The sequence below is a fragment of the Thalassobaculum salexigens DSM 19539 genome (genome assembly GCF_000423805.1).
In the GTDB taxonomy this organism is placed as follows: domain Bacteria; phylum Pseudomonadota; class Alphaproteobacteria; order Thalassobaculales; family Thalassobaculaceae; genus Thalassobaculum; species Thalassobaculum litoreum.
In genome coordinates this window covers 533,269-549,328 of record NZ_KE384095.1, presented here as the reverse complement: position 1 = coordinate 549,328, position 16,060 = coordinate 533,269, and the positions used below count along the sequence as shown (strand labels likewise).

16 protein-coding genes are annotated in these 16,060 nt (G+C 69.5%); 9 read left to right on the top strand and 7 right to left on the bottom strand.

Annotation, left to right across the window (positions count from 1 at the left end; genetic code table 11):
• Positions 1-19: 19 nt before the first annotated feature.
• Both G578_RS0122990 and G578_RS0122985 read left to right on the top strand, forming a co-directional pair.
• Positions 20-919, top strand: coding sequence for a DMT family transporter (locus tag G578_RS0122990; protein ID WP_211228997.1), 900 nt, complete (start codon positions 20-22; stop codon positions 917-919).
• Positions 920-957: 38 nt separating this feature from the next.
• The gene (locus G578_RS0122985) at positions 958-1,731 is read left to right on the top strand and encodes an SDR family NAD(P)-dependent oxidoreductase (RefSeq protein WP_051245194.1); all 774 of its coding nucleotides are present in this window, start codon (positions 958-960) and stop codon (positions 1,729-1,731) included.
• Between the two features lie 11 nt (positions 1,732-1,742).
• Here G578_RS0122985 and G578_RS0122980 read toward each other — a convergent pair whose 3' ends face one another.
• A complete protein-coding gene (locus G578_RS0122980; protein WP_028796225.1) occupies positions 1,743-2,960 on the bottom strand; it encodes a glycosyltransferase in 1,218 nt (405 codons plus the stop codon).
• 106 nt (positions 2,961-3,066) lie between these two features.
• Here G578_RS0122980 and G578_RS27855 point away from each other — a divergent pair, with 106 nt between their 5' ends.
• From G578_RS27855 to G578_RS0122960, 4 genes are all read left to right on the top strand, one after another.
• Positions 3,067-3,768: a DUF1028 domain-containing protein gene (locus tag G578_RS27855; RefSeq protein WP_051245193.1), complete on the top strand. Its 702-nt coding sequence runs from the start codon at positions 3,067-3,069 to the stop codon at positions 3,766-3,768.
• 32 nt (positions 3,769-3,800) lie between these two features.
• Positions 3,801-4,577, top strand: coding sequence for an N-formylglutamate amidohydrolase (locus tag G578_RS27850; RefSeq protein WP_211228996.1), 777 nt, complete (start codon positions 3,801-3,803; stop codon positions 4,575-4,577).
• Positions 4,578-4,642: 65 nt separating this feature from the next.
• Positions 4,643-4,954: a DUF1244 domain-containing protein gene (locus G578_RS0122965; protein ID WP_038015732.1), complete on the top strand. Its 312-nt coding sequence runs from the start codon at positions 4,643-4,645 to the stop codon at positions 4,952-4,954.
• A 221-nt stretch (positions 4,955-5,175) separates the two neighbouring features.
• Positions 5,176-5,907, top strand: a complete 732-nt coding sequence (locus G578_RS0122960; protein WP_051245192.1) for an SIMPL domain-containing protein — start codon at positions 5,176-5,178, stop codon at positions 5,905-5,907.
• 14 nt (positions 5,908-5,921) lie between these two features.
• Here G578_RS0122960 and G578_RS0122955 read toward each other — a convergent pair whose 3' ends face one another.
• Complete coding sequence (locus G578_RS0122955; RefSeq protein ID WP_028796222.1) at positions 5,922-6,944, bottom strand: glycosyltransferase family 4 protein; 1,023 nt, start codon at positions 6,942-6,944, stop codon at positions 5,922-5,924.
• A gap of 133 nt (positions 6,945-7,077) precedes the next feature.
• On the bottom strand, positions 7,078-7,851 hold the full coding sequence (locus G578_RS0122950; protein ID WP_028796221.1) for a UDP-2,3-diacylglucosamine diphosphatase: 774 nt from the start codon (positions 7,849-7,851) through the stop codon (positions 7,078-7,080).
• Between the two features lie 225 nt (positions 7,852-8,076).
• Here G578_RS0122950 and G578_RS27845 point away from each other — a divergent pair, with 225 nt between their 5' ends.
• On the top strand, positions 8,077-9,063 hold the full coding sequence (locus G578_RS27845) for a diacylglycerol/lipid kinase family protein (protein WP_051245191.1): 987 nt from the start codon (positions 8,077-8,079) through the stop codon (positions 9,061-9,063).
• 13 nt (positions 9,064-9,076) lie between these two features.
• Here G578_RS27845 and G578_RS27840 read toward each other — a convergent pair whose 3' ends face one another.
• Both G578_RS27840 and G578_RS0122935 read right to left on the bottom strand, forming a co-directional pair.
• Positions 9,077-9,595: a YHS domain-containing (seleno)protein gene (locus G578_RS27840; RefSeq protein ID WP_051245190.1), complete on the bottom strand. Its 519-nt coding sequence runs from the start codon at positions 9,593-9,595 to the stop codon at positions 9,077-9,079.
• A 136-nt stretch (positions 9,596-9,731) separates the two neighbouring features.
• Complete coding sequence (locus G578_RS0122935) at positions 9,732-11,075, bottom strand: TldD/PmbA family protein (protein WP_028796220.1); 1,344 nt, start codon at positions 11,073-11,075, stop codon at positions 9,732-9,734.
• 99 nt (positions 11,076-11,174) lie between these two features.
• On the opposite strand from G578_RS0122935, the gene G578_RS0122930 reads away from it, so the two are divergent.
• Entirely contained in the window at positions 11,175-12,386 is a 1,212-nt protein-coding gene (locus G578_RS0122930; RefSeq protein ID WP_093150272.1) for an aminopeptidase P family protein, read from the top strand.
• A gap of 79 nt (positions 12,387-12,465) precedes the next feature.
• On the opposite strand, the gene G578_RS27835 is transcribed toward G578_RS0122930, so the two are convergent.
• A complete protein-coding gene (locus G578_RS27835; RefSeq protein WP_084619135.1) occupies positions 12,466-14,034 on the bottom strand; it encodes an MFS transporter in 1,569 nt (522 codons plus the stop codon).
• 171 nt (positions 14,035-14,205) lie between these two features.
• Between G578_RS27835 and G578_RS0122920 the strand changes: the two genes are divergently transcribed.
• Positions 14,206-14,580, top strand: a complete 375-nt coding sequence (locus G578_RS0122920) for a DUF4170 domain-containing protein (RefSeq protein WP_028796218.1) — start codon at positions 14,206-14,208, stop codon at positions 14,578-14,580.
• Here the strand turns inward: G578_RS0122920 and G578_RS27830 are convergent.
• Positions 14,570-15,985 carry an MATE family efflux transporter gene (locus G578_RS27830; RefSeq protein ID WP_051245189.1) on the bottom strand — a complete coding sequence of 472 codons (1,416 nt, stop codon included), beginning with the start codon at positions 15,983-15,985 and terminating at the stop codon, positions 14,570-14,572. The two genes, G578_RS0122920 and G578_RS27830, sit on opposite strands and share 11 nt — an antisense overlap.
• Between the last annotated feature and the right edge of the window lie 75 nt (positions 15,986-16,060).

The window sequence follows — 16,060 nt, the reverse complement described above, 5'->3', positions numbered from 1 at the left end:
TCTCACTCCCGAGGGTATCGTGGTCGCGCCGAACACGCCGAACTATCTGGACGACGGGCATGTGGGCCGCGGCATCCTGCTGATCTGCGGCGGCTTTCTGCTGTTCGCCTTCCTCGATACCTCGGCCAAGGTGCTGTCCCGCGACCTCGACACCCTGCAGATCGTCTGGGCCCGCTTCGTCGGCCATGCGGTCCTGGTGCTGCTGGTCCTGCTGCCGCGCAAGGGGCCGCGGGTCTTCGCCACCAGCAACCTGCGCCTGCAGATCGCCCGCTCGGTCCTGCTGGTGATGTCGACCGTGCTGAACTTCACCGCCGTCAGCTACCTGCCGCTGACCACCACCGCCTCGATCTTCTTCACCGCCCCGCTGCTGGTCGCCGCCCTTTCGGTGCCGCTGCTGGGCGAGACCGTCGGCTGGCGGCGCTGGTCGGCGATCGCGGTCGGCTTCATCGGCGTGCTGGTGATCATCCGGCCCGGTGCGGCGGAGGTGCATTGGGCCGTGGGGCTGTGCCTGGGCAACGCCCTGGTCGCCGCCCTGTACAGCATCGCCACCCGCAAGCTGGCGGCCCGCGACCATTCCGACACCACCTCGCTGTATTCCCCGCTGGTCGGCGCGGTCATCCTGCTGCCGATCCTGCCCTACGTCTGGAGTGCGCCGGAGACGCTCACCAATTGGGCGCTGCTGCTGGGGCTCGGCGTGTTCGGCGGGGTCGGCCACTGGCTGGTGATCATCGCCCACCGCTACGCCGGCGCCTCGGTGCTGGCTCCCTTCACCTACAGCGCCATCCTGTGGATGACGATCTCCGGCTATCTCGTCTTCGGCGACCTGCCGGACCAGTGGACCGTTGTCGGCGCCGCGATCGTGATTGCCAGCGGGCTCTACGTCTTCCACCGTGAACAGGTCCGCAAGGCGGAACGCTAACCGTCGAGAGCAAGAAACTCCCAGGGAGAGACCGACCGATGACCGTGGCGACCCAACTCTTCGACCTCACCGACCGGGCGATCCTGATCACCGGCGCCTCGCGCGGCATCGGCCTCGCCATGGCCCGGGCCTGCGGTGCCCATGGCGCCACCGTGGTGCTGAACGGCCGCAACGCCGAGGCCCTGCAGAGCCGGGTCGACGAGTTGACGGCCGAGGGCATCAGGGCGGAGGCCGAAGTCTTCGACGTGACCGACGAGGCGGCCGGCCGCGCCGCCCTGGAGCGAATCGTCGGCCGCCATGGCCGGCTCTGGGGCCTGATCGCCAATGCCGGGGTGCAGCACCGGGTGCCGGTGCTCGACTTCCCGACCGAGGATTTCCGCCGGGTGGTCGACACCAACCTGACCGCCTGCTTCACCCTGGGCCGCGACGCCGCCCGGTACATGGTGGAGGCCGGCGGCGGCCGGATCGTCAACACCGTCTCCATGCTCGGCCCCCAGGCGCGGCCGACCGTCCCGGCCTATATCGCCGCCAAGGAGGGCCTGCGCGCCCTGACCCGGGCGATGGCCGTGGAACTGGGATCGAAGGGCATCACCGTGAACGCGGTCGCCCCGGGCTATGTCGCCACCGAGATGAACACCGCGCTGATCGAGAACACGGAGTTCAATGCCTGGGTCGTCGGCAAGACGCCGCTCGGCCGCTGGGCCGATCCGGCGGAGCTGGGCGGGGCGGCGGTGTATCTCATGGCCGATGCCGGCAGCTTCGTCAGCGGCCAGATCCTCGGGATCGACGGCGGCATGAGCGTGCAGGTTTAAGGGAACGCCCCTCACGCCCCCGCCAACGCCTTTACCCGGCCGAGCATCGTCGCGATCGCCGCCTCCGGATCCCCGAGATCGACCGTGCCGGCCGCTGCCAGGGCCCGCTCGGCGATGCCCTGATCCGACGCCAGGTTGGAAATCGCGTTGCGCAGGCTGGTTTCGTCCTCATGGCCGCCGGACAGGACGACGGTGCCGCCGGTCGCCGCCAGACCGCGCGCCGTCACCGAATGCTCCAGGTTCCAGGGCAGGATGAACTGCGGCGTGCCGGCCAGCAGGGCGGCCACCGCCGTCGACAGGCCGCCATGGTGGACGATCAGCCGCACCGACGGCAGCACCGTGGCGAAATCCTGCGGCTCCGGATGGATCGTCAGCCCGGGCCCGCTTTCCGCGCGCGCCCCGTCCGGCGCCAGATCGGAGATATAGCCGCTTCCCCGCACCTTGGCCGCCTTGGTCGCCGCCACCGCCACCGGAGTCAGCTTGTGGCTGCGCGGCAGGTACAGGAACACGCCACGCTCCTCGCGCTCCGCCAGGGGCTTCGGCGTGATGTTGCGCGGCATGTTGAACGGCGGCAGGGTCGTCTCGGTCCGGTAGGCGGCGTAGGGGTCCACCAGGGGCAGGGAGAACACGAAGGTCTCGTCGCCGTGCAGGGCGTCGGCCACGTAGTCGACCGGCGGATCGCCCAGGGCGGCCAGCGCCGCGTTGATCGAACGGTGCAGCGCCCGCTCGTTCTCGACGCTGAACGGCTCCAGTTTCTCCTGCCAGGGCCGGATCGGCGGCATCGGCCGGCCGGCCGGCGGCGTGGTGTAGCCGTTGCCGACGCCGATATGCGGCACCCGGCCCCGCGCCGCCAGGTTCAGGGTCGGCGAGAAGTCGCCCACCACCACGTCCGGCTTCACCACCTCGATCAGGTCGCGCCAGGCGGAGATGCGCTGGCGCAGCGCCTCCACGTTGCCGTAGCCGATGATCCGCAGCACGTCGGCGAAGATATGGGTCGGGATCTGCCGGATCTTGGGGTCGCTGGGGATGTTCCAGCGCGGCGCCTGGATGACCCGCACCCCCGGCAGCCGCCGGCCGGTGGCCCGGTCGATCAGGGCGTCGCCGCGCTCGATCTCCTGCAGCGCGCAGACGATCTCCCAGCCTTCGGCCGACAGACGCTCGGCGATCGGACGGAACCGCGTGACGTGACCGAGGCCGGCCCCGAATTCCCAACCAAAAAGTACGCGCACTTCGCCAGATCCCGTGCTTCGATAGGCAGACCCCACCTCATAGCGCGCCCGGACGGCCAAGGCCACTCCGGCCCGCGCCGTAAGACGCATGAACCGGAGTTAGCCGATGACCTTCTCCATCGCGGCGCGCGATCCCGAAACCGGTGCCTTCGGCCTGGCCGTCACTACCTCCGGCCTTGCCGTCGGCAGCCGCTGCCCGCATGCGCGCGCCGGCGTGGGCGCAGTGATGAGCCAGCACCGCACCGACCCGCGCCTCGGCATGCTCGGCCTCGACCTGCTCGCGCGCGGAATGAGCGCCGAGGAGACGCTCGCCGCCCTTGTCGCCGGTCGCGCGGACGCCGCCTGGCGGGAGATCGCCGTGGTGGACAATGCCGGACGGACCGCCGCCTTCCACGGCAGCGAGATCTACTCGCTGCACGGCAACGCGAGCCGCGACGGCGCGATCGCGCTGGGCAATATCCTGGCCGACGAGGCGGTCCCCGGCGCGATGCTGGACGGGTTCTTCTGCACGATGGCGGATCCGCTCGAGCTGCGCCTGGTGACGGCGCTGGAGGCCGGGCTGGCGGCCGGCGGGGAGCTCGGCACGCTGCAGACCGCCGCCCTGCTGATCGTGCGCGACGACCCGTTCCCGTGGATGGACCTGCGCATCGACCGCTCGCAGGCCCCCCTGGAGGACCTGCGGGCCTTGGCGATGGCCTATGCCCCGGCCGCGGACGGTATCCGGCAGACCGCGGTGGCCCCGGAAACCGTGCCGAACAATGCCGAGATGGTGCGTCGCCACGCGGCGCTGATCGCCGCCCGCTCTTGAGCGCCGCGGCGCCGGGCTCTATGACACCGCGCATGACCCTGCTCACCGAGTCCGATCCGCCGCCCTTCGAGGTCGTGAATCCCGATGCCGCCGCGCCGGTGGTCTTCGTCTCCGACCACAACGCCAACGCGGTCCCGGCCGCGCTGGAAGGGCTCGGCCTGCCCGAGGGGGAACTGGGGCGGCATATCGGCTACGACATCGGCATCGACCGGGTCGCCCGCCGCCTGGCCGAGCGGTTCGCGGCCCCCCTGGTGGTCAGCGGCTATTCGCGGCTGGTCTGCGACGTGAACCGGGTGCCGTATTCCCCGGCCTCCATTCCCGAGATCTCCGACGGCACACCCATCCCGGCAAACCAGGACCTGCAGGACGCGGACAAGCAGGCCCGCTACGACGCCCTGTTCCATCCCTATCACGGCGCCGTCGCCGACCTGCTCGACCGGCGGATGGCGGCGGGCGATCGGCCGCTCTTCGTCGCCCTGCACAGCTTCACCCCGACCCTGGTCAGCGCGCCGGCGGACCGGCCCTGGGAGATCGGCTTCCTGTGGGACGAGGACGCAGCCACCTCCGCCCTGGCGATGCGGATCTTCCGCAGCCTGTTTCCGGATGCCTGCGTCGGCGACAACCAGCCCTATTCCGGGGCCACGCCCGAGGGCTATTCGATCCCGGTCCATGCCGAACGGCGCGGCTTGAAGAATCTCTGCCTGGAATTCCGCCAGGACCTGATCGCCGAGCCGGCGGGCGGCGCGCTCTGGGCCGACCGATTCGGCGATGCGCTGGCGGAACTTCTGCGCACCGGCGGCAAGGGGTAGCATCGCCCGGCTGCGGGACCGATATTCTGTGCAACAACCGACAACCGCAGCCCGGAGGATCGACCATGGCCGACCAACCGAAGATCGACGCCACCACCCGCACCGAGCTGGAGGCCGCCGCCTTCCGCACCCTGGTGGAGCATCTGCGCGAGCGCACCGACGTGCAGAATATCGACCTGATGAACCTGGCGGGCTTCTGCCGTAACTGCCTGTCCAAGTGGTACCGGGCCGCGGCCGAGGACCATGGTCTCGACCTGGACTATGAGCAGGCCCGCGAGATCGTCTACGGCATGCCCTACCCGGAGTGGAAGGCGAAGCACCAGGCCGAAGCCAGCGCGGAGCAGAAGGCCGCCTTCGACGCCCAGGCCAAGCACTGAGCCCCGTCGCACCGGCGACGCGGCCGCCGGGCAGCGATCTGAGACGGCGAGGGTCGCCGGTGACACACTTCGAGACAATGTAGAGCGGGACAGGACGAACCGGAATCGGGCACCATGCCGGGCGCCGTCCGGTTCTGCCGCAGTCACGTCCAACACCTGTCACGATTGCGGGCCCATGATATCGGCACGGACCAAACGGCAGCCTGCGAGGAAGTGAGACCATGCCGGATCAGTTGCGTATCGCCGCCCTTCTCCTCTGCTCCGTCGTCGTCGCCGTGGGCGTCGCCGTGGCCGGCAAGTTCGTCGGCGACGGGTTCCGCGACGGCCGCGCCACCGACCGCTACGTGACGGTCAAGGGCGTGGCCGAGCGCGAGGTCGTCGCGGACCTCGCGGTCTGGCCCGTGCGCATCACCGAGACCGGCGACGACCTGGGCGCCACCCAGTCGCGGCTGGAGCAGGATGTCGACGCCCTGGTGGTCTTCCTGGTGGGCGAGGGCGTGCCGCAGGAGAGCATCCTGCGCGGCCGGGTGGAGGTGCAGGACCTGCTGGCCCAGGCCTACCGGCCCGAGGGCATCGAGAAGGGCCGCTACATCCTCGCCCAGACCGTCACCGTGCGGACCGGCAACGTGGCGCTGGTCGACACCGCCTCCTCGCGGATCGGCGAGCTGGTCAAGATGGGCGTGGTCTTCGCCGAGACCGGCGGTCCGAGCTACGTCTTCACCGGCCTGAACGAGATCAAGCCGGACATGATCGCCGAGGCCACCAGGGCGGCCCGCGAGGGCGCCCAGCGCTTCGCCGAGGACAGCGGCAGCACCGTCGGCGTCATCCGCCAGGCGAATCAGGGGGTCTTCACCATCGGTCCGCTGGAAGGCTGGAGCGACTACAACGCCGACGGCGCCATTGAGAAGCGGGTGCGCGTGGTCTCGACGATCGACTTCTTCCTGCGGGATTGAGCGCCGCCTAAGAGTTACGCCGCCTGACGCTGCCCGACTGCCCCGTCGAACGGCTGCAGGTTGTCGACGAACATCTCGGCACAGCGCGCCCAGGTGAAGTGCAGACCCCGCGCCCGTGCCACCTCCCGGTCGATCCTCAGCGCCCCGGCCACGGCACGACCCAGATCCTCGTCCAGCACGCCCGCGCCGCTGTCGGCGATCACGTCGAGCGGGCCCGGCACCGGATAGGCCGCCACCGGCACGCCGCTGGCCAGCGCCTCGATCAGCACCAGGCCGAAGGTGTCGGTGCGGCTCGGGAAGACGAAGACGTCGGCCGAGGCATAATGGGCGGCGAGCTCCTCACCGGATTTCGCGCCGACGAAGACCACGTCGCCGTGCTGGCGCATGAGCTCCGTGCGCTGCGGGCCGTCGCCGACGACGACCTTGGTCCCGGGATGGTCGAGTGCCAGGAAGGCGCCGATATTCTTCTCCACCGCCACCCGGCCCACATACATCAGGATCGGCCGCGGTAGGTCGAGGATCGACGGGCGGGGATGGAACAGGCCAACATCCACCCCCCGCGTCCAGTCGCGCAGGTTGGGAAAGCCCTGGGCCTCCAGCTCCCGGCGCAGCGACGCGGTCGCCACCATCACGCCGCTGGACGGCGCGTGGAAGCGGCGCATCATCCGGTAGGTCCAGGACAGCGGGATGCCCGCCCGGGCCTGCAGGTATTCCGGGAACTTGGTGTGATAGGCCGTGGTGAAGGGCAGGCCGCGCGCCAGGCAGTAACGCCGGGCGGCATAGCCGAGCGGCCCTTCGGTGGCGATGTGGATGGCGCAGGGATGGGCCGCGTCCAGCAGTTCGGTGACCCGGCGGTCGGGGAACAGCGCCAGCCGGATCTCCGGATAGGTGGGACAGGGCACGGTGCGGAACCTGTCCGGGGTCACGAAGGTCACCCGGTGGCCCATGCGGTTGAGCTGCTCGGCCGTGGTCGCCAGGGTGCGGACCACGCCGTTGACCTGCGGATACCAGGCGTCCGACACCACCGCCACATGCAGCGCCTCGCCGGACCCGGGGGAGGCCGTGGACAGGGAGGCTGCCGGCAGGGACGCTGCGGGCAGGGACCCCGCGGGCAGGGACCCCGCGGGCAGGGACGCCGTGAGCGCGCGGGCCGGGCTCATGCCGGGCGCCTCAGGCCGCCATGGAGAGCTGGCGGATCTCCGCCCAGTGCAGGATCTCCATCTGGCCGTCCATATGCTCGACCAGGGCGGTGCAGCTCTCCACCCAATCCCCGTCGTTGCAGTACAGGATGTCGCCGATCATCCGCATCTCGGCCTTGTGGATGTGGCCGCAGACCACGCCGTCGACGCCGCGCTTGCGGGCCTCGTCGGCCAGGGCGTCCTCGAACGCCCCGATGAACTCCACCGCCCGCTTGGCCTTCTGCTTCAGATAGGCGGAGAGCGACCAGTAGGGATAGCCGAAGCGCCGGCGGATCTCGTTGAAGGCGACGTTGAGCGACAGCAGGGTGGCGTAGGACCAGTCCCCCAGCACCGCCAGCCACTTCGCATAGGTCACCACCACGTCGAACTCGTCGCCGTGGATCACCAGGAAACGCTTGCCGGTCTTGGTGACGTGGATGTGCTCGGGCCGGATCTCGATCTGGCCGAAATCGGCGTTCAGGTATTCCCGGAACAGGTCGTCGTGATTGCCGGGAATGAAGATCACCTTGGTGCCCTTGCGCGCCTTGCGCAGCAGCTTCTGCACCACGTCGTTATGGGCCTGCCGCCAGCCCCAGCTCCGCTTCATCCGCCAGATGTCGAGGATGTCGCCGACCAGGTACAGGTACTCGGAATCGGTATGCTTCAGGAAGTCGAGCAGGTATTCTGCCTGACAGCCCCGCGTGCCCAGGTGGATATCGGAGATCCAGATCGCCCGGTATCGGGTGACGCCCCGTTCCGCGTTCATACCGTACCCCCGCCACTGCCACGCCGAAGACCTAAATTCCTACAAGTTGATAACGCGGATTAGTGACACTCAATATGTAGTAAAGTGAAATATCGATTACAATTTTCCCGCCGTTTCTTCTTCGCCGTTGCAGATCAACGCTTGCGTTCGTTCGTCACAAAACCTTAACAACACCAAGTTCCGTTGAGTTTTCATTCGCCTGACCGGACCCGGTCGAGAGGATACATGGACAAGCGCACCGATTCCGCGACCGCTCCGGCAGCCACGGCGGTCACCACGGCGACGGCCGAGCCCGGGCCGTCGGGCGATCCCGCGGTGCGGCAGGTGCGGCGGGCGCTGATCATCTTCAACCGGAATGCCGGCGGCGGCCGCAAGGTGGCGCGGCTGGAGGAGACGGTGGCGCAGCTGACCGGCGCCGGGGTCGAGGTGGAGATCCACCGAACCTCCTTCGCCGGCGACGCCGAGCAGACCGCGCACGCCGCCCGGTTCCTGGGCAGCGGGCCCGACGTGATCATCTGCGCCGGCGGTGACGGCACCATCAACGAGGTGGTGAACGGCCTGGCCGGCGGCGACACGCCCCTGGCGCTGCTGCCGATCGGCACCGCCAACGTGCTCGCGGCGGAGATCGGCCTGGCGACCGATACGGCGACGGTCGTCGACACCATCTTCACCGGCGTGCCGACGCCGATCCACCTGGGCACGGCGAACGGACGCTACTTCACCCTGATGACCGGCGTCGGGCTGGACGCGGAGGTGGTGGCCAGCGTCGACAGGAAGCTCAAACGCCGAACCGGCAAGCTGGCCTATGCGCTCGCCACCCTGAAGCGCTGGACCGCTTACCGGGATCACCATTTTCGGGTCACGGTCGACGGCGTCGAGCATCGCGCGGCCGGCGTGGTCGTCGCCAACGGGCATTATTACGGTGGCCGCTTCGTCTGCGCCGAGAACGCCCGCATCACCGAGCCCGGACTGCATGTCTGCCTGTTCCAGAAGCCGGGCCGGTGGCAGGCGGTCTACTACATGCTGGCGCTGTTCGGCGGGTTCCTGGACCGGCTGAACACCTATCGGGTGATCCCGGGGCGCGAGATCCACATCGCCGACGACCGGGACGGTCCGGTTCAGGGCGACGGCGACATCATCACCCAGCTCCCGCTCACCATCGGCGTCGCCGACGAAACGGTGCGGATCCTGATGCCGCGCACGCCCGTCTGACCGATCCCGCCGGTCAGTGGGTAAGCCGGTTCGGGGCCTCCGACCAGTCGGCCTGCCGCCACTTCCGGTCGGCGGTCGCGATATAGCCCGACGGGTTGCGCTGCCAGATCTCACGCACCGCGTCGTTGCGCGACAGGTAGAGCTTGCCGTCGATGATGTCGAAGACCGTCGGGTCGGCGGAATAGGCCTTGCCCCGGGACATGCCGTAGAGGCTGTAGCCCCCGTATTGCGGTGCGAACTGCTCCGGGTCGACGCGGAAGCGCTGGGCGTTCTCCGCCGAGGTGAAGTGCCAGACCGTGCCGCGCCAGGTCACCTGATGGGCGGCGGATCCCGGTACGGGCTCGGGTTCGAAGAAATAGGACACGGGATCGTAGCCGCCGAGGGCGATGCCGTCGCGCTCGAACACCGGTGCCGGCCCGTGGGAGGCGGCGCCGCTGGCGGGCACGCCCGCGCCGCAGGCGACGACGACCGCGCCGATGGCGGCAACGCCGGTGATGACGGAAACACGCAGAAAGGCGGGCAGATAGCTCATGTGACTTCCTCTAGGCTCCGGCACTCGGCCGGTCCCTCCGCCCGAAGCCGCATATGGGAAGCGGGTCGGGCGGTTGCCAGAGATAAAGTGTCACATTAACGAGAGCGCCGATGAGAGCCGCATTGAGAGCGGCCGATCAGCCCTCGCCGCCTACCAGCAGGCCCTCGATCCGCAGGGTCGGGCTATCCATGCCGTATTTGAGCTCCAGGTCGTCGGCGGCCACGAGGGAGGCGAACATCTCCTTAAGATGCCCGCCGATGGTCATCTCGGAGACCGGGAAGGTGATCTCGCCGTTCTCGATCCAGTAGCCGGCGGCCCCCCGGCTGTAGTCGCCGGTGACCAGGTTGACGCTGGTGCCCATCATCTCGGTTACGAAGAACCCGCTCTCGATGTCCTTGATCAGCTCCTGGGGCGAGACCGAGCCGGCGGCCATGTAGAAGTTGCTGACGCTCGGCCCGGGCGTGCCGCCGGTGCCGCGCGCCGCGCTGGCCGTGCTCTCCAGGCCGAGCTGACGGGCGGTGGCGAGATCGAGCGTCCAGCTCGTCAGGCGGCCGCCGTCGATCACCGCGCGCGGCCGGGTGGCCAGTCCCTCGGCGTCGAACGGCTTGGACCGGAAGCCGCGCGGCCGGTGCGGATCGTCATGGATCTGGATCTCCGGGCGGAACAGCTGGGCGTCCATGGAGTCCTTCAGGAAGCTGGTGCCCCGGGCGATCGCCGACCCGCTGATCGCCGAGGCGAGGTAGCCCAGCATCGAGCGGGCCGCCCGCGGCTCCATCACCACCGGCACGCGGCAGGTCTTCGGCCGGCGCGGGTTCAGCCGGCGCACGGCGCGCTCGCCGGCCCGGCGGCCGACCTCCGCCGGATCCTCCAGATCGGCATCGAAGACCTTGGCGCTGTAGTCGTGGTCGCGCTCCATCTTCTGGCCGGTGCCGGCGATCACCGAGACCCCCAGAGAATAGCTGGAGCGCTTGTAGGCGCCGGTGAAGCCGTTCGTGGCGGCCAAGGTGACGTCGGTCACCCCGTAGCCGGCCTCGGCCCCTTCGGAATTGGTGACGCCGGCGACGGCACGGGCGGCGTCCTCGGCCGCCCGGGCGCGCTCGACCAGGGTGTCGGCACTCGGCTCGGTCGGGTCGAACATCTCGATCCGCGGCCAGTCCTGGGCGATCTGGGACGGCTCGGCGAGTCCGGCATAGGGGTCCTCCGGCGCCACCTTGGCCATGGCGATGGCACGCTCGATCATGTCGTCCAGGGCGTCGCCCTTGAAGTCGGTGGTGGAGACCACCGCCTGACGCCGACCGACGAAGACCCGCAGGCCGAGATCCTTGCCCTCCGAACGCTCCACCGCCTCCGGCTTGCCGAGGCGCTGGGACACCGACTGCGACACGCCCTGGGCCAGGATGGCGTCGGCGGCGTCCGCGCCGGCCCGCTTCGCCCGGGCCAGGAGATCGGCGAGCAGATCATGCGGCGAAAGATCGGTCATGGAGGCTTCCTATTCGGACTGGCGTCTTGTCGTCCGACCAATTAGAGGGCTGAGAGGGATGGCGCAACCATCCGACGGCTTTTACCCGAGGAGGGGTCGATGGGCTTGGATATGGAGCGCCTGAAGCGGATTGAGAATGGGCGACAGGTTCAGGGCACCTTCTCACCGGCGGAAATGGAGCGCCGGCAGGCCGGTCTGCGGGCCATCCTGGACGCGCTGGGGCTCGATGCAGCGATCCTGACCTCCTATCACGGGATCAACTACTACACCGACTTCCTCTACACCCGGTTCGGGCGGCGCTACGCCTGCGTCGTCACGCCGGACGCGGTGACCACGGTCAGCGCCAATATCGACGCCGGCCAGCCCTGGCGGCGCACGGCGGGGCAGAACCTGGTCTATACCGACTGGCGCCGGGACAACTGGTTCCACGCGCTGCAGACCCTGCTGCCGGGCGCCAAGCGCATCGGCATCGAGTACGACCATGTCGATCTCGACACCCGTCGCCTGCTGGGGGAGGCGTTTCCGCAGGCCGAGTTCGCCGATATCGCCGCCGCCTCGATGCGCCAGCGCATGACCAAGTCGGCCGAGGAGATCGCCCTGATCCGCGAGGGGGCTCGGATCGCCGATATCGGCGGCGCCGCCTGCGCGGAGGCCGTCGGCATCGGCGTGCCGGAGCACGAGGTCGCCCTGCATTCCACCCAGGCGATGGTGCGCGAGATCGCCCGGTCCATGCCCCACGCGGAGCTGATGGACACCTGGACCTGGTTCCAGTCCGGCATCAACACCGACGGCGCCCACAACCCGGTCACCTCCCGGCGGATCGAGGCCGGGGACATCCTGTCGCTGAACTGCTTCCCGATGATCGCCGGCTACTACACCGCGCTGGAGCGCACGCTGTTCTGCAAGAGCGTGTCCGACGCCCACCGGCGCTACTGGGACATCAATCTGGAGGTCTATCACGCCGGGCTGGACCTGATGCGTCCGGGCAACCGCTGCTGCGAAATCGCCGAGGCGCTGAACGGGATCTACAGCCGCCACGGGGTGCTGAAGAACCGGACCTTCGGCTACGGCCATTCCTTCGGCGTGCTGTCGCACTATTACGGACGCGAGGCCGGGCTGGAGCTGCGCGAGGACGTGGAGACGGTGCTGGAGCCGGGCATGGTGGTGTCGATGGAGCCGATGATCACCATCCCCGAGGGCCAGCCCGGGGCCGGCGGCTACCGCGAGCACGACATCCTGATCATCACCGAGGACGGGGCGGAGAACATCACCGGCTTCCCGGTGGGGCCGGAGAACAACGTGGTGGGGTGACGGCGCCGCTCCGCTGACGCCTCTCCCACCCCCCGGCACGAGGCCGGGAAGGACGAGAGGCAGGAAACGCGAGGGTCGCTTACCCCTTGCGACGGGGTCTCTTGGGATACATCACCGCCGCCACCAACCCCGACACCGTCGCCAGGATCGCCAGGCCGACGATGGCGATGCGGAAGGCGTCGATCAGCGCGTGGCGGGCGGCGGAGACGATCAGCGGCCCCGCCGCGCCCGACCCCTCCGGCGCGGTCAGACTGGCCAGGCTGCCCGGATCGCGGCGGATCGCCTCGCGCACCGGCTCCGGCATTTCGATCTCGGCCATCAGCGGCGCCTGTAGCCAGTTGAAGGCGATCAGCAGCAGCGGCCCGATCGCCGCCACCGCGATGAGAAAGGCGACCCGGCTGGCGGCGTTGTTGACCGCCGACGCGATGCCGGCATGCCGGTCGTCCACCGCGTTCATCACGCCGGTGGTCAGCGGCGGGATCGACACCGCCATGCCGATCCCCAGCACGATCACCCCCGGCAGGAAGGTCGACCAGTAGGGCGTGCCCGTGGTCGGGATCGCCAGCATGCCGAGGCCGACCGCCGTGATCAGCGTGCCGCCGACCAGCGGCAGCCGCGCGCCGTAACGGTCGATCAGCGTCCCGCCCCAGCGGGCCAGCAGGAACAGCACCAGCGCGAACGGCAGGAACGCCGCCCCGGACTGGGTCGCGGTATAGCCGTAGAGCCGGATCAGGCCGAAGGGGAACAGGAACACCGCCGCACCCAACGCGCCGTAGAGCAGGAGGGTCAGCACGTTGGCGGCGGCGAACTCCCGGTCGGCGAACAGGTGCAGCGGCATCAGCGGCATTGCGCACCGCGACTCGACCCGCACGAACAGGACCAGGGCCAGGATGCCGAGCAGGCCGGCGGCGATGCCGATCCGGGAATCGAAGGTCGCCTCCCCGGCCTGGATCAACGCGTAGGACACCAGCCCCAGTCCGGCCATCACCAGCAGGCCGCCGAGCCAGTCCGGGTCGCCGCGGGCCTGCGGATTGCGGTTCTCCTCCACCGACACCAGCGCGAGCACCAGGGCCAGGGCGCAGATCGGCGGGTTGATCCAGAACACCGAGGCCCAGCCGAAGCTGTCCACGAGCCAGCCGCCCAGCACCGGCCCACCGGCGGAGGTGACCGCGGCGAAGGCCGACCAGGCGCCGATCGCCCGACCGCGCTTGTCCCGCGGGTAGGAGGCCGAAAGGATCGCCAGGCTGTTGGGCACCAGCAGGGCCGCCCCCACCCCCTGGAACGCCCGGGCGACGATCAGCACCGGCGCGTTCTCGGCCATCGCGCAGGCGATGCTGGTGACGGCGAAGATCACCAGGCCCAGAATGAAGATCCGCCGCCGGCCGATCCGGTCGCCGAAGGCGCCGCCGAGCAGCAGCAGGGCGGCCAGGGTCAGCATGTAGCTGTTGGCGATCCATTGCAGGTCGCCGACCGTCGCCCCCAGATCGCGCTGCATGTCGGCCAGCGCCACATTCACCACCGAGCCGTCGATGAAGGCGAGGCTGGAGCCGAGCACCGTCGTCGCCAGGATCAGCCCGCGGCGCAGGCGTCCGAACGCGACGGGCGCGGCGTCGGAAGGAGCGGGATCTGTGACAAGTGGCTCGGTCATCGCGGGCGCAATCTACTCAGGTCGGCCGGTTTATCCCACTGCATAGATGGGGGCGTCGTCCGATGCTGCGATGGCCGCGGGCGCCGCAGGACCGCGACCCGCGACGGACCGCACGATTGAAGCCCGCCGCCGGCTTCGGTATAGGGGGCGGAACTCACGGCGGAGGGTGCCATGGTCTATTGGGTTATCGGCGGCGAATACACCGACACCAGCTTCACCAACATCGTCGGCGGCGACGCCGAGAAGAAGATTGGCCCGTTCGACGACTACGAGACCGCCAAGTCGGTCTGGGGCAAGCTCGCCTGGCAGCATGTGGACGACGCCCATGTGCGCTACCGCATCCTGAACGAGGAGGCGACCGAGTTCTGGGTGGTCGGCGGGGTCTACAAATCGACCGACTTCACCGAAACCGCCGACGGCTCGCCGGAGCAGAAGTTCGGCCCGTTCGACGACTACGAGGAGGCCAAGTCGGTCTGGTCGCAGAAGGCCTGGGAGAGCGTCGACGACGCCCATTCCCGCTGGCGGATCGAGAAGATCAGCCACTGACGGCGGCCGGGACGGCCGTGGGACTCTGCCGTCCCGCCACCCGGCGCAGCCGCAGCGCCAGCATCACCCAGACCACGAACAGGCCGAGCGCCAGTCCGGCCCACACGCCCTCGCCGCCAAATCCCATGGGAAAGGCGAACAGCACGGCCGCGCCGATCCCGACCGGCCAGTAGCCGATCAGGGCGATGATCATCGGCACCCGGGTGTCCTTGAAGCCGCGCAGCGCGCCCGCCGCCACCGACTGGCCACCATCGGCGAACTGGAACAGCCCGGCGATCGCCAGATAGGTCACCGCATGGCCGACCGCGGCGTATTCCGCCGGATCGCCGGTGTCGAGGAACAGCGACACCAGCGGCTCGCCGCAGAACACGTAGATCAGGGCCGAGGGCACCATCACCAGCACGCCAACCAGGGTCGCCACCCGGCCGGCCAGCACCGCGCCGTCGGGATCGCGGCGGCCGACCGCCAGCCCGACCCGCACCGTGGCCGCCTGGGCGACGCCGAAGGGGATCATGAAGGCGATGGCGGCGAACTGCAGGGCGACGGCATGGCCCGCAAGCTCGGCCACGCCGATCAGCCCGATCAGGAACCCGGTGGCGGCGAAGAGCCCGGCCTCGGCCAGCTTGGTCAGGCCGATCGGCAGGCCGAGAACCCACAGCTCGCGGAACCGCGGCCAGTCCGACCGCCAGAACCGCACCAGCAGCATGTACCGGCGGTACCGGCGGTCGCGCAGGATATAGGCCAGCAGCACGAAGAACATCGCCCCCTGGACCAGCGAGGTGGCGATGCCGAGGCCGTAGAGCTCCAGACGCGGCAGGCCGAATCCGCCGAACATCAGCGCGTAATCGGCGGCCGCGTTCACCGGAATGCCGACGGCGAGCAGCCACATGGCCGGGCGCGGGCGGCCATGGGCGGCGATGAAGTTCCGCAGCAGGGCGAAGCCGGCCATGAACGGCAGGCCCCACATCACCCCGTCGCAATAGGTCTGGGCGCGCGCCGCCAGCACCGGGTCCTGGCCCATGGCCAGCAGCATCTGCTCCGCATGGCCGAAATACAGCCAGGCGAGCGGCGTCACCGCCAGAATCAGCCACATCGCCTGCCGGAAGGTCCGGCGCACGCCCTTGTAGCGCCGGCCGCCGAGTTCCTGGGCGAACATGGCCGAACTGGCGAACAGCGTCCCCAGGATCGTGACGAAGACCGGAAAGTAGAGATTGTGGCCGAGTTGCGCGGCGGCCAATGCCTCGGGCCCGAGATGGCCCGTCATCAGCACGTCGGTCGTCTGCAGCATCATCTGGGCGAGCTGGGTCGCGGCGATCGGGATGCCCAGGGCCAGTGTGGCGCGGACTTCCGTCGCATAGGCGCTGGGCGCCCGGCTTGCTGACAGGATGGGGTCGGGGGAGACCATGCGCTGCTCCATGGGCGCGCGGGCGGCGCACCGGACCCCGCCTCTAGAAGCGGGCGACCGCCGGGTCAAGCGCAA